This window comes from Fibrivirga algicola, from assembly GCF_011742925.1.
In the GTDB taxonomy this organism is placed as follows: domain Bacteria; phylum Bacteroidota; class Bacteroidia; order Cytophagales; family Spirosomataceae; genus Fibrella; species Fibrella algicola.
Map to the genome: position 1 here is coordinate 122,962 of NZ_WAEL01000002.1, position 13,275 is coordinate 136,236.

Consider the following 13,275-nt stretch of genomic DNA (forward strand, 5'->3'; position numbering starts at 1 on the left):
CGTGAAGCCTCGCAATGGTTGGCTCCACTTACTCGGCCCGCAACGAGTTTACCGGGTTCGCCAGCGCGGCGCGGACACTCTGGTAACTGACCGTCAACAGGGCAATGGCAATGGCTAACGTACCGGCCAGGGCGAACACCCACCAGCCAATGCTGACCCGATAGGCAAAATCCTGTAGCCACCCGTTCATCACGTACCCGGCAATGGGCGACGCGATCAGCAGCGCAATGAACACCAGTTTCAGAAAATCGGACGAGAGCAGCGCTACGATACTGGTTACGCTGGCACCCAACACTTTGCGCACACCAATCTCTTTGGTGCGCTGAACCACCACAAACGAAACCAGCCCGTACAGACCCAGGCAACAGATCAGAATGGCGATGCCGGTGAAGACGTTGATAAGGCGACCCACCAGCGTTTCGGTCTGATAAAAGCGGGCCAGTTGTTCGTCCAGGTACGTGTACTCAAACACGTCGTTGGGGTACAGTTGCTGCCACGTTTGCCGGATTCGCCCCAACGTATGTGCCGGGTCTTGTCCGGCGATGCGGATACTGACCTGGGCGTAGCGGTCGGCCTTGCTGGCAATGATGCAGGGGCCTATTGACTCCCGGAGCGATCGTTGATGAAAATCCTTTACCACGCCAACGATCGGCATTGGCACCGCTGACAGATGATACTGCATGGTCTTACCCAGCACCTGTTTGGGGTTGTTAAAACCGAGTTGATGCAGGAGCGTTTCGTTGATGAGGTATTCGCGGATGGTGTCGCTAGCCAGTATGTTTCGACCAGCTACGAGCGTCAGGCCGTAGGTACGCAGGTACTCGGAGTCGGCGATTCGTTCGCGAACGGGGAATTTCTCCCAGTCGGGCCGGTTGTCAAATTTGAATGAGCCACCAAATAGCTGGTCGTTCGCCGGCGACCGATGATTGAAGCTGATCGACTGAACAGCAGGGTAGCGCGACAGCTGTTGCCGAAACGTTGTGAGTGTTGTGGTCGTATTGTCGGGCAGTCTGACCATAACGACATTGTCTTTTCGAAATCCCAGATCGGCCTGCTGCACGTAACGTACCTGCCGGGCCACCACCAGCGCCCCGATGATCAGCGCCTGACAGATTACGAACTGCGTGATCACCAGTGCTTGCCTGACCGTAACGCCCCGCCCTATCGATGAGCCGATTGCTTTACCCCGCAATACCGCCAACGGTGAAAAGCCCGACAGCACAACCGCCGGATACACACCCGCCGCCAACACCACGCCCACCAACAGCAAGCCGATAAACCCAACCGTTTGCCAGTCGGCCCGTATCGAGAGACTAAGCTGCGTCCAGTTGTTGAACAGCGGAAGCGTAGTGCCAACAATCAACAACGCCAGTGCGGTGGCGGTCAGAACGATCAGCGCGGTTTCGAGCAGAAACTGACCCATCAGTTGCCCCCGCGAACTGCCCAGCGATTTACGGATGCCTACCTCCTTACTACGCCGAAGTGCCTGCGCGGTGGCCAGATTCACGAAGTTGATGCACGCCGCCACGATCAGCAGTAAACCGACAGCTCCCAGTGACCACACCAGCGATTTGCGGATGGTATCGCCACCCCGCGCCACGTCGAAATGCACATCGCGCAGGGGCTGAATCGAGAAACGGAATACCTTGCTCATATCGCCGTACTGCTTCTTCGACAAGGCCGGAAAACTGGCGGCAAGGCTGGTGACCGCGTTTGGATCGCGCAGCGTGGCGTAGACCCGGTTGGTACTGTTGAGGTAATACCAACTGGTTTCGTCATAGGTGGGGTCGAGCGTTTTCAGGGTGGCCAGCGAGATGAACAGCCCCAGGTTCGTGTCGGTCGTTGTGGGTGGTTCGGCCAGCAGACCGGTTACCGTTGCTTCTGTTTTGTTGTTCAGCGTCAGCGTTTGGCCAATCGGATTTTGATCGCCGAAATACCGCTTCGCCCACGATTCGGTTAGCACCACCGTATTGGGTTCGCGGAGGGCCGTTTTCGGGTTTCCCTGCACCCAGGTATAGTCCAGGATGGCAAACCAGTCGGGTTCAACCAGTCCGGTGCCGGTATGTTCCTGGAAACGCAGGGGCGTGGTCTGCCCCCTCCGCCTGACGCTGACCGTCAGTTCGCGGTTCATCATCAGAAACGCCGCCTGCTCTACCTGCGGATAGTCACGACGAAGCGTTTGGGCCATAGGCAGGGCCGATTCGGCGTTGTATTCAACGGTACCGTCGTCGAGGTACAGGTCGGTCATGACCCGAAATGTCCGGTTGAACTTAGCGTGGTGCCGGTCGGTACTCAGGTGGTGTTCGACGAACAGAAACAGCAAGAACCCACCCGCCAGTCCAACCGACAAACCAATGATAGTCAGCCCCGTGTGGGTACGTTGGGTACGTAACTGGCGCAGGGCCATTTTGAGGTTTTCACGAAGCATTTTGACTTTGTTTCGGTTATATTTGAAAAAAACTCGTTCGCAACTGCGGCATGACGGATATGGAAGCAATCATTGATGTATCGGATTACGAACTCGAAAGAGGAAAACCCATGCCTAATGCGATTCATGGTTCTATTCAAGCCAATCTGGTGTTTGAACTGAAGCTACGTTACCGTGACACCTGTCGGATTATATCGGAAGTCTCCTTGGCTACACAGCCTGATGGTACTACACCCGATGTTGTTATCTATCCCGCTTTCAAGTTGAATTACGAGAGCGAACCTGCTTGTCGTACCGATGCCCCATTAACCTGTATTGAGATTCAATCACCTTCGCAGTCCAATGAAGAGATGGTTGCTAAAACGCATGTTTACTTTCAATTTGGCGTACATTCCTGTTGGGTAGTTTTGCCCAGTCTGCGTGCCGTAATGGTATTCGACAGACCGGGGCATTACACCTTCTTCTATGAAGACGATACCCTGCGCGACGCTAACACCGGCTTTGAACTTCCACTAGCAGCTATCTTTGCCTGATTATCATTCGCTTCGCAGGCTCGTCACGGGGTTGACCAGCGCGGCTTTCACTACCTGAAGGCTGATCACAACGGCCGTAATGAGGGCCAGCCCCGCCCCTACCAGCACGAACGGCGACAACGTAACCGGCAGGTGGTAGGCGTAGTCGGCCAGCCAGGTCGAGAGCGCCCAGTAGGCCAGAGGCCAGGCAATGGCGTTGGCCAGCACCATTGTCCAGGCGTAATCGCGCAAAAACAAGCCAACAATGCCGGGAACCGACGCGCCTAGCACTTTGCGGATGCCTACCTCTTTGGTGCGCCGGGCCACACTCAGCGACACCAGACCCACTACGCCCAACAGCACAATCAGCAAGGCCAGACCCGTGGCGACATACGATGCTTTTTCCAGCTGCACTTCTGTCTGGTAAAGCGTCTGCAGGGTTTCGTCCATGAACGCGTAGTTGAACGGCGCATCAGGAAACAGTGCCTGCCAGGTACGTTCCAGCCGGGCAATGGTTTGGTGACTGTTGCCAGCCGCTAACCGAAACGAGAAAAACCGGTAGATCCGGGCATCCTGCACTTGTCCAATCGCCAGCGGCTGAATGGCCTTATGCATGCTGCCGACGTGGAAATTCTGCACCACGCCCCGAATCTGGTACGTACGCGCCCCACCCTGAAAACGCACCAGTTGCCCCACCGCTGCCTCGGGCGAGGCAAACCCCAGCGAGGCAACGGCCGCTTCGTTCAAGACCAGGCTGGTGGAATCGTAGGCGCTTTGACCGACGTGAAAATACTGGCCACTACGGAGCTTCAGCTGGTAAGTCTGGGCATACTGTTCGTCGGTGGTCATGACCGAAACGCCCACTGCCTGCGTTGAATCCCGGCCTTGCGGATAGAGCTTTCCGGTGTTCCCCACGTTGCCGTTAGGAATCTCGAACGATAAACTCGCCGCCTCGACACCGGGCAATCGGACAAACTGATCACGAACGGCCGCCATTCGGCTCACGCCCTCGCTCGACCAGGTACGTGGCAACGACGACACCGTGAGTACAGCTTCTTTCTGATAGCCCAGATCGGCATTGAAAAACCAGTTGATCTGGCGTGACATGATAACGGCCCCAACAAAGACAAAGACAGCAATGGCAAACTGCACCGTAACCAAACCCCGCCGAAACCACAAGCCCTCGCGTACGGATCTGGCTTTCCCCTTCAGCGAATCTACCGACGAGTAAGCGGACAAATACAGGGCCGGGTACGTACCGGCCAGGGTGCCAACCACTACCACGAACACAAGCAGCCACCAGCCGTGGGTCAGCAGCAGACCCGGCAGCGAAGGCAGTGGCTTACCCACCACCCCCGCAAATGACGATTGCAGCAGTACAAACAGCCCCAGCGACAGCCCCGTTGCCAGAGCAGTCAACGTCAGCGCTTCGATCAGGAATTGAATCGTCAACTGTTGGCGGAGGCCACCCAGCACTTTCCGAACGCCGATCTCGCGCAGCCGCGTGGCCGACGTACCCAGCGACAGGTTCACGAAGTTGACCACCGCCATCAGCAGAATAAACAGTCCCACGGCGGCCAGCGTAGTTATTAATTTACGAATGAGGCCGTTGTTGCTTTGCCAGTAATAATCGGGCAACGGTGTGACGTAGGCGGTCAGGCTTTTCTGCACATCGGGTGGCGTATGTTTCGCTAATAGCTGGGCCATTGGCTTTTCCAGCGCCTCTGGCGTTACACCCGGTTTTAGTTCTACGTAGGTAACGATGTACGGATTTTGCCAGGAAAACACATCCGTTCCGAAGAAACTGACGCCGCCCATCGACATAAACACCTCGTTGTTATCGGTCAGTAAATGCGACACCGAGTTATTGGGGAGGGCCAGTAAAACGCCCGTCACCAGGAATTGCTGCTTACCACCAATGGGCGTTTCAATGGTCAGTGACTCGTTGAGGACGTCTGTCTTCCCGAAGAGCTTCACAGCTTTATCGGCCGTGATTACCACCGAATTGGGGCCAGTCAGGGCGGTACGGGGATCGCCGTGAAGCATCGGGAAACCGTACATGGTCAGCAACATTGAATCACCGATCTGAATCGACTCCCGGAAGTGGTTTGTGCCTTTCGACAGTGTAGCGCTGACGCCGTAGAAGCGGTAGTAATTGGCTACCAGCGTGGGGTATTCGGCTTTCAGCGCGGGGCCAATCGGAGCTAGCGAGGTGAACTCGAGCCCCCGGTTCGCTTCGGTCCAGCGGCTCTGCACAATGCATTGCTGTGCGGCGTTACGAAGCGTTCGATTCACCTGATACTCTCCCCAGCTATACGCACCGATCAGCAGGGCGAAGGTGATACCAACAGCAAGCCCAGCGATGTTCAGAAGTGAGTAGAAGCGACGGCGCAGCAAGTTTCGCCAGGCAATTTTAAGGTAATTCTGAAGCATTGGTACGTCCATGAGTTAAGCCACCAAGGTACGTATCGATCTAGCAGACAGCCCGTTAATAATTGTTAAGCCTTGCTAATGGCCGGGTTACCAATCTATTTGGCGGCGCTTCATGACGACGAACGCACTACGCTGTTTTGTGCTGGCCAATGATTCGTTCGCGGTGTTGAAGGCCCCAATCGCGTAGGGCCTGAATAACGCTGTTCAGCGATTGGCTGTACTCGGTCAGTTCGTATTCGATGGCGACGGGCGTAGTTGGGTAGACATTCCGGATAACGAACTCGTTCATTTCCAGCTCCTTCAACTCTTTGCTCAGCACTTTGGCAGTAATACCCGTTACCAGGCGCTGTAACTCCCTGAACCGTTTCGGCTGACCCGTCAGGGCCAGAATGATTGGCAGCTTCCATTTTCCCGACAGCACATAAAGCGCATCCTGAATACCCTGCTGGCTTTGGGCACACTCGGCAGAGGAATGCGCCACGTGCAGGCTTATTAGCTGGGGTGGTTGGCTCACTGTATTCATGGATTAAAGGTACTTTCTGTTGCGCAACGGGCCACGCGGTATCCCGAAAGATACTGGTATCCTCCAGGATACTACTAACAAAAGGATAGCACGCTTAAGTACGTTTGTGCCAGTCTATCACGGCAGCGTTGAGTTGCCTAAACTTTACCGAATCATGAGTCCGAACGTATATCGCATTATCACCCTCATTTTCACCGTGCTGGCCGCTGCCATGCCGATCATGAGTGGTGTCATGAAATTAACCAAGTCGCCCGAAGTGGTGGAGACGCTTGGCAAAGTGGGGGTAGCCGACCATGTTACGATGCTGGGGATAATGGAAATCGTCTTCGCGGCGCTGTTCGTTTACCCAAAAACCATGAAGCTGGGCTTCATTTTACTATCCTGCTATTTTGCCGGCGCCATCGCGACCGAGTTGTCGCACGGGTCATCGCTGAACGCTGTTTTGCCAATCGTTCTGGTTTGGATCGCCACGTTCCTCCGCGACAAAACGGCGTTTTTGTCCGAGAAGACGCAGGTGGCGTAGGTAGTTCGTCTGGAGTGCTGTGTCGCTTCGCGTGCGGGCCGACGTTTCAGCCTGTACGTGAAGCGATACAACGCTTACTTGGCCGCCCTGGCTTGCTGCTTTTCCATTTGTTCTGCAGTTAGCAAAAGCAATCTTGGACTGGCCTGCAGTTCTTTTGCATATGCGTTCGCCGCGCTGTCGGTCAGCAGGTCTACTTTGTAATGAAACGCAGTTGGTCGCCGGTTGCTTTTGTAAGCGCGTATGATGTTGTACGTCACAATATCTGTGGCTTGTAGGGTTGTCCGCTCAAAGTGACGTACCCGCTTCCCATCGACCCAGATGCTGTACCGTTTGGCATTCTTTAGGGCGTTAAATTCTTCTTCGGTGAATGTGCCGGGTAAACGCCCTTCCAGATGAATCACCCGCGTTTTCTGTTCAGGCGTTAAGTCTTTGAACAGTACCTTTTGCCCAATTCCCAGTTCACGGCTCGTAGCGTTTACCAGTACGTTGCCAAAGCGGCTTTCCAGCTCCACCACAGATAGTAGAGGAACTGGTTTGCGATACGCGATTTCCGATTTCAGCGGAAATATCGGCGGCTGTGCCGGTGCCGCCCCTGTCAATACGATAGTAAGGGCAACAAAAAATACGACTGTGCTGCCTCCGGCTAGCCAAGCGCGGGCGGGCGAGGTTTGTTTGGTCATCATGAGCAGGCGTTGTTTGGTAGTATCGAAAGTCAGGGTACTGGTTAGCGACAGTTTCGGGGAGGCAGAGGCGACCTTGCTCAGCAGCAGGTGCTGGTAGCCCGGTACGTTCAGGTACGTCTGGTTCACAGCCTCGTCGGCCAGAAACTCGTGGTTGCGCTGCATGGCCCGTTTCAGCCAGAACACCAGCGGGTTGAACCAGCAGAAGCACAACACGATTTCAACCAGCAGCACATCCAGCGAATGCCGTTGCTGAATGTGGGCTAGTTCGTGGTCCAACAACTCGGCCTCGATCTCGCCCCGCTCATAAGCATCGGATGAGACAAAGAGGTAGTGCAGAAACGTATACGGCAGTGCATTGCCAGGGAGCTTCACCAGCGTAGCCCCGTAGTACGGCTCGGCCGGGCTGGTCCAGACCTGGCGAAGCAGCACATACAGATTCCGGATGAACCGCGCCAGCATCAGCGTTGTGACGGCACCGTAGGGCCACAGCCAGTACGGTACCGATGATGTCGGCTCAGGTACGTTAATCGTGGGTACGTTTCTACCTGGACTTGTCGACAGCCCCTTAACGTTACTTCCGTCATCGGCTTCATTAGCTATTAATACTTGCTTTTCAACGAGTTGTACGGGTTTCAACAAGGACAGCCAGCCAGTTGGTACCTGTAGGGATACAAATGGCCCTGCCAGCGAGAGCAGCAACGTACCCAGCAAGTATGCCCGCTTTAGCCGGTGCATCGGCTGATTCTCCAGCCAGAGTCGATAGACGCCAAGCAGTACCAGCAGGCATAGGGTTGACTTGATCAGCCAGTCGAGGATCGATTCGAGCGGGAACGTAGTCATGGCTTTTTCCGGTCTATCTGATCATCGATAATCTTTCGCAGTTCGGCCAGTTCGTCGGCCGACAGGTTAGTTTCGGTCGTGAAGAAAGACGCGAACTGGGCCGCCGAGTTGTTAAAAAACTGCCTGATTAACCCGTTAACATGCTTGGCGAAATACACCTGGCTGCTCACCAGCGGGTAATACTCGCGCGAATTCCCCCGCTCCCGATAGCCGACGAACCCTTTATCGGTCATGCGTTTGAGCAACGTAGCCACGGTTGTCGACGCGGGCTTAGGATCATCATAGGCATCGATGAGATCCTTCATGTAGGCCTGTTCACGGCTCCACAGGTGTTGCATCAGGGTTTCCTCGGCAGGCGATAACTTCATTCTATATCTGTAGTTTTTACTCTACAAATGTAGAAGTAAAAATCAACCGTGCAACCTATAGTCTACTTTTTTGCTGGGTAATCAGTGGGACACAAGAATTACCTGGACAGTCTATAACTGGTAATCAGCGCATTACTCCACCTTGCCGAATGGCCCACAGGGTGAAGTAATGCGCTGATTACCAGCTATGGCCTATTGACTAGTTGACTTACTCGCTACGGAGGCTTTCTACGGGATTCATCAGGGCGGCTTTGATACTTTGGAAGCTCACCGTCAATAAAGCAATGCCGACGGCCAGTAGCCCTGCCAGCGCCACCATCCACCACTGGAGATCAATTCGGTAGATGAACCCCTGTAACCAGTTGCCCATCGCCCACCAGGCAATAGGCGCAGCCAATAGAATACCCACGGCCACCAACGCCAGGAAATCTTTGCTCAGTAGCCCAATCAGGCTGGGTACGCTGGCGCCCAGCACCTTGCGCACGCCAATTTCTTTGGTGCGCTGTTCTGCCGTGTAGGCAGCTAATCCGAACAGGCCGAGGCAGCAGATCACGATCGCTACCCCCGCGAAGAAAATAAACAGGTTGCCCGTACGCTGCTCATCGCGGTAGAGCCGGTTGTAGTTTTCGTCGAGAAACGCGTACTCAAAGGGGTACTGCGGATAGATTTTTTTCCAGAGCTGTTCAACAGCAGCAATGGCCTGCGATGTGTTCTGCCCACTGGTGCGGACATACACGGTGCCGTTCCAGTTTGGGATGCTCATCAGTACAGTGGGCGCTACCTTGTTTCGGGCCGACTCGAACACAAAATCCTTAACCACACCGATGATCCGGCAGTCGGTGCCGTGAAAATTGAACCGCTTGCCGATTGGGTTCGTGATCCCCGACTCGCGCACGGCGGTTTCGTTGAGTATCAGATTTGTGGAATCGGCGGGGGTGCCGGTAAAGTTCTGGCCTTCGACCAGCTTCATACCCATATTGGGTATGAAGTCGGCGCTGACGCTCATCTGGTTGACCATGAATGTGCGACCGGGCGTTTTGCCATCCCATTCGGTATCGCTGGTCGACCCCATGCCGTTAGTCAGTTCAACGGTAGCTGTGGCGACGCTTTTGATACTGCTTTCGCCTGCCAGTTCGCGCTTAAACTGTTGACTTTTGGCGTCCGCGTAGAACGTAAAGGTATGGTCTTTGTTGAAGCCCAAATCCCGTTCACGCATGAACCGAAGCTGATTACCGATCACCAGCGTACTGATGATCAGGCCCGTTGCCAACGCAAATTGCGTTACCACGAGCACCTGCCGCAACCGCGCCTGACCACCCGATGCGCCACGACCCCGCAATGATTTCAGCGGGTCGAAACGGGCAATGACCAGTGCCGGATACCCCCCCGCCAGCAACAGCGTGACCAGCAACGTACCCAACATGAGCAGCCACACTTGCGGATCGAGCAGTGACAGGCCGTTGGTTTTGCCCGTCATATCGCGGTAGAACGGACCAAGTACTTGAATGAGCCCGATAGCCAGCCCAAGCGCCAGGCCCAACGTGAGCAACGATTCCACCAGCAGTTGGGCCATCAGATGCCCGGTTTCGGCACCTACCACTTTACGAACGCCCACTTCCCGCGCCCGACGAGTAGCCCGCGCCGTGGTCAGGTTTACGTAATTGATGCAGCCGATGCTGAGCAGAAAAAGTGCAATCAGGCCCATCATCCGCACCTGTTGCATACCGGGGTTGGTACCGTCGGGCTCGTATAAATGAATGGTCGACAATGGTTGCAGCCGGTAGTCGCCCAGCTCGCCGACGCCATCTTTCCGACGAGCTGCCGATTGGATAGCCGTTAACGTTTTGCCAATTGTGACAGGATCAACGCCGGGGGCCAGCTTCACATACGTTGAGAATGAGAAGTTACCCCAGTCATCGTCCATGCGTTTCCATTGCCCATTGCCACCAAACAGCCGTTTGCGTAACGCCATCGGAAACATGATCTTCTTCTGAAACGTGCTGTAATCAGGAAGGTTAGCCACCACCGCCCCTACCGTGAATACCCGGTTTGAGTCGATAACGGTAATTGGTTTCCCCACGGCGTTTGGCGTACCGAAATACTTCTTGGCAATGTCTTCTGTGAGCACCACCGAGTTTGGTGTTGGGAACGGCTGCTTCGCCTGACCGTAACGTACCCGAAAACCGCCCAGCACATTCAGGAAGTTCTCGTCGACATACACCAGGTCTTCCCCCTTCTCTGAGAACGTTTTGCCGTCAATCAGAAACGTTTTGAAATCGTACAAGCCAGCTACCCGCGTAACGGCCTCGATTCCAGGTACGTTATTACTGGCCGCTACGGCAATAGGGGCCGGTGCCGACCGCCAGAACTGCTCATCGGCCCCAGTACCATGCCGCGAATTGACCCGGTAGATCCGATCAGCGGCGGGGTGAAACCGGTCGTAGCGGAGTTCATCGTTCACCCACCAGAGCAGCAGCACACTTACCGCCAGCACAACCGCCAGACCGCCTACGTTAAGCACTGAATACCAGCCACCTGCTTTCAGATTGCGCCAGGCAAGCTTGAGTGTATTGGAGAACATACGGTTTATTAGGCTAAGGAGTAGGGAAAGTAACAAACACAGAGACGCGGAGTACACGGAGATAAGGATTTTCACCTTAGCCCTCTGTGCCCTCCGCGCCTCTGTATTGATTCGTTGAAACTCAGACCCGGATGTTCTCGGTTACCACTTTTCCGTCGAACAGGTTCACAGTACGGTGGGCAAACCCGGCGTCGTAGGGGGAGTGAGTTACCATGATAATCGTGGTGCCTTCATCGTTCAGTTCGCCCAGCAGCTTCATCACTTCCTCGCCGTTTTTCGAGTCGAGGTTACCGGTCGGTTCATCAGCCAGGATCAGCTTGGGTTTGGCTACTACGGCGCGGGCAATGGCGGTGCGCTGCTGCTGACCACCCGATAGCTGCTGCGGGAAGTGGTTACGGCGGTGCATGATGTTCATGCGGTTCAGGGCCTCTTCAACGCGCGCTTTCCGCTCGTCGGGCGGCGTTTTCAGATACAGCAGGGGCAGCTCTACGTTTTCGTATACCGTCAGTTCGTCAATCAGGTTGAAGCTCTGGAACACGAAGCCGATGCTGCCTTTACGCAGTTGGGCGCGTTGCCGTTCGGTCATCTTAGCCACCTCAGTACCGTAGAAATTGTACGCTCCGTCGCTGGGATTATCGAGCAGGCCCAGGATGTTGAGCAACGTAGATTTGCCACAACCCGATGGCCCCATGATGGCTACGAACTCACCGTCTTTCACCTCCATGTTGATCCCGTTCAGGGCGGTGGTTTCGACCTCTTCCGTAGCGAAGAGTTTTTGTAAATTAATGGTTTGGATCATAAGGGTTGGGCCGCAGCATTATAGGGAGATAAACGGACTGTTGCAGGGTCGTTTTTAGCGTACAGAATTAGCAAAACTCTGTGACACTCCGTCTAGCTCCGTGTGATGCTGGGCTATTTTCTTTTAAAATTCTAACACTTCGTTGTCGCCAAAATTCTCATAACTCGACGTAATCACCTGCTCGCCGGGTTGCAGCCCTTCGAGCACTTCGTAGAACTCGGGGTTCTTCCGGCCCAGCGTGATGTTCCGTTTCGTAGCGCGCTTACCCGAATTGTCGAGCACATAGACCCAGTTGCCACCCGTATCGGAGAAGAAACCACCCACCGGTAACAGCGTTGCTTTGGCCGCTTTGCCCAATTCAAGACGGATCGGCGACGATTGACCGCGTTTAATACCGGATGGTGCACCTTTGGGGAATGTCATGTCGACCTCGAACCGGCCATTGCGCACCTCCGGATACACCCGGTTGATAGTCAGCGGAAACTCCTGTCCGTTGAATTCGAACGAGCCATTCAGGCCGGGAAACACGCGGCTAATGTAGTGTTCGTCTACCCCAACCCGCATCTTAAACCCATTCAGGTCGTCGATCTGGCCGATATTCTGGCCTCGGTTGATGTTGCTTCCCACCTCCACGTCAATGCTCGACAGTTGGCCCGACACCGGGGCTTTCACCACCAGGTTGCTCAACGTTTCCTGCCAGAGCGCCACGTTACGCTGGGTACGTGCCAGGGTGCCCTCCAACTGCTGAATCTGCAACTTCGAGTTTTCTTCCTGGTATTTCTGAGATTCAGCTTCGATTTCCCGCTGTCTAGTCAGGCGTTCGTAGGCTCGTTTTGCTTTCAGGTATTCTTCTTCCGACACCACCTTGTCTTTAAACAGTTTAACCTGCCGATCGTAGGTATCTTTGGCCTGATCGATCTGGGCGTCGAGGTCGGCCAAGGCTTTCCGAAGGGCAAAACGTTCGACACGCAGGCGTTGCCGGGTATTTTGCAGATCATTCACCAGTCGGTTCGCTTCAGTTTCCGATTGCAGGAAGCTAAGCTTCAGGCTTTGGTTTTCCAGCTTCAGCAGCACCTGTCCCTTGGCAACCTGTACCCCGCCATCGACCAGTTTTTGAGTAACATATCCCCCTTCGATGGCATCGAGCCGAATGGTTTTTAGCGGTTGAATAACGCCTGTCACGACGATGAACTCTTCAAAAGGGCCAACCGATACAGGCGAAACGGTGATTTTCTCCCGTTCGACGTTCAGTTTAGAACGCTTGTCAGCGAAGAAAGCGACATAGGCAATCAGACCGAGAATAAGTATGCCACCAGCCGATAAGAGTAGTCGTTGTTGGGTCCAGAAACGTTTAGGTAAGGCGCGATCCATGAGTCAATGCGGTTAAGTAGTGTCGACGGTCCGGCAGCCGGCCGACCAATTAGTACCTATCCTAAGCCAATTGACGTGCCAAAGTACATGAACCGCTGATTATCAATCATTTTTGGCTACTTACCTCCCTATCCCTGTCCGGTATCGGACAAGCTCCGTCCAGATGTGGACGAGGCTTTCAAAGTCATCAGTCCTCCATTTTCTGCGGAACGCT

The 13,275-nt window shown here is 54.7% G+C and carries 10 protein-coding genes; 2 read left to right on the plus strand and 8 right to left on the minus strand.

The genetic code is table 11. From position 1 onward, the window contains the following. Window positions 1–28 precede the first annotated feature (28 nt). Window positions 29–2,428 (minus strand): ABC transporter permease, encoded by a 2,400-nt coding sequence (locus F7231_RS05790; protein ID WP_166691259.1) that lies wholly within the window; start codon window positions 2,426–2,428, stop codon window positions 29–31. 59 nt (window positions 2,429–2,487) lie between these two features. Here F7231_RS05790 and F7231_RS05795 point away from each other — a divergent pair, with 59 nt between their 5' ends. Next, a complete protein-coding gene (locus tag F7231_RS05795) occupies window positions 2,488–2,961 on the plus strand; it encodes a Uma2 family endonuclease (RefSeq protein WP_166691260.1) in 474 nt (157 codons plus the stop codon). Between the two features lie 3 nt (window positions 2,962–2,964). On the opposite strand, the gene F7231_RS05800 is transcribed toward F7231_RS05795, so the two are convergent. Both F7231_RS05800 and F7231_RS05805 read right to left on the minus strand, forming a co-directional pair. Next, on the minus strand, window positions 2,965–5,373 hold the full coding sequence (locus F7231_RS05800; RefSeq protein WP_166691261.1) for an ABC transporter permease: 2,409 nt from the start codon (window positions 5,371–5,373) through the stop codon (window positions 2,965–2,967). A gap of 127 nt (window positions 5,374–5,500) precedes the next feature. Continuing rightward, a complete protein-coding gene (locus F7231_RS05805; protein WP_166691262.1) occupies window positions 5,501–5,896 on the minus strand; it encodes a winged helix-turn-helix transcriptional regulator in 396 nt (131 codons plus the stop codon). A gap of 154 nt (window positions 5,897–6,050) precedes the next feature. Here F7231_RS05805 and F7231_RS05810 point away from each other — a divergent pair, with 154 nt between their 5' ends. Further along, window positions 6,051–6,419, plus strand: coding sequence for a DoxX family protein (locus F7231_RS05810; protein ID WP_085412434.1), 369 nt, complete (start codon window positions 6,051–6,053; stop codon window positions 6,417–6,419). Between the two features lie 74 nt (window positions 6,420–6,493). On the opposite strand, the gene F7231_RS05815 is transcribed toward F7231_RS05810, so the two are convergent. From F7231_RS05815 to F7231_RS05835, 5 genes are all read right to left on the minus strand, one after another. Further along, window positions 6,494–7,942 carry a M56 family metallopeptidase gene (locus tag F7231_RS05815; protein WP_166691263.1) on the minus strand — a complete coding sequence of 483 codons (1,449 nt, stop codon included), beginning with the start codon at window positions 7,940–7,942 and terminating at the stop codon, window positions 6,494–6,496. Continuing rightward, window positions 7,939–8,310, minus strand: a complete 372-nt coding sequence (locus tag F7231_RS05820) for a BlaI/MecI/CopY family transcriptional regulator (RefSeq protein WP_085412431.1) — start codon at window positions 8,308–8,310, stop codon at window positions 7,939–7,941. Before F7231_RS05820 ends, F7231_RS05815 begins: the two co-directional genes overlap by 4 nt. Window positions 8,311–8,518: 208 nt before the next feature. Beyond that, window positions 8,519–10,891 (minus strand): ABC transporter permease, encoded by a 2,373-nt coding sequence (locus tag F7231_RS05825; RefSeq protein WP_166691264.1) that lies wholly within the window; start codon window positions 10,889–10,891, stop codon window positions 8,519–8,521. Window positions 10,892–11,012: 121 nt separating this feature from the next. Next, a complete protein-coding gene (locus tag F7231_RS05830; protein ID WP_085412429.1) occupies window positions 11,013–11,690 on the minus strand; it encodes an ABC transporter ATP-binding protein in 678 nt (225 codons plus the stop codon). Window positions 11,691–11,813: 123 nt separating this feature from the next. Beyond that, entirely contained in the window at window positions 11,814–13,061 is a 1,248-nt protein-coding gene (locus tag F7231_RS05835; protein WP_085412428.1) for an efflux RND transporter periplasmic adaptor subunit, read from the minus strand. Window positions 13,062–13,275 lie beyond the last annotated feature (214 nt).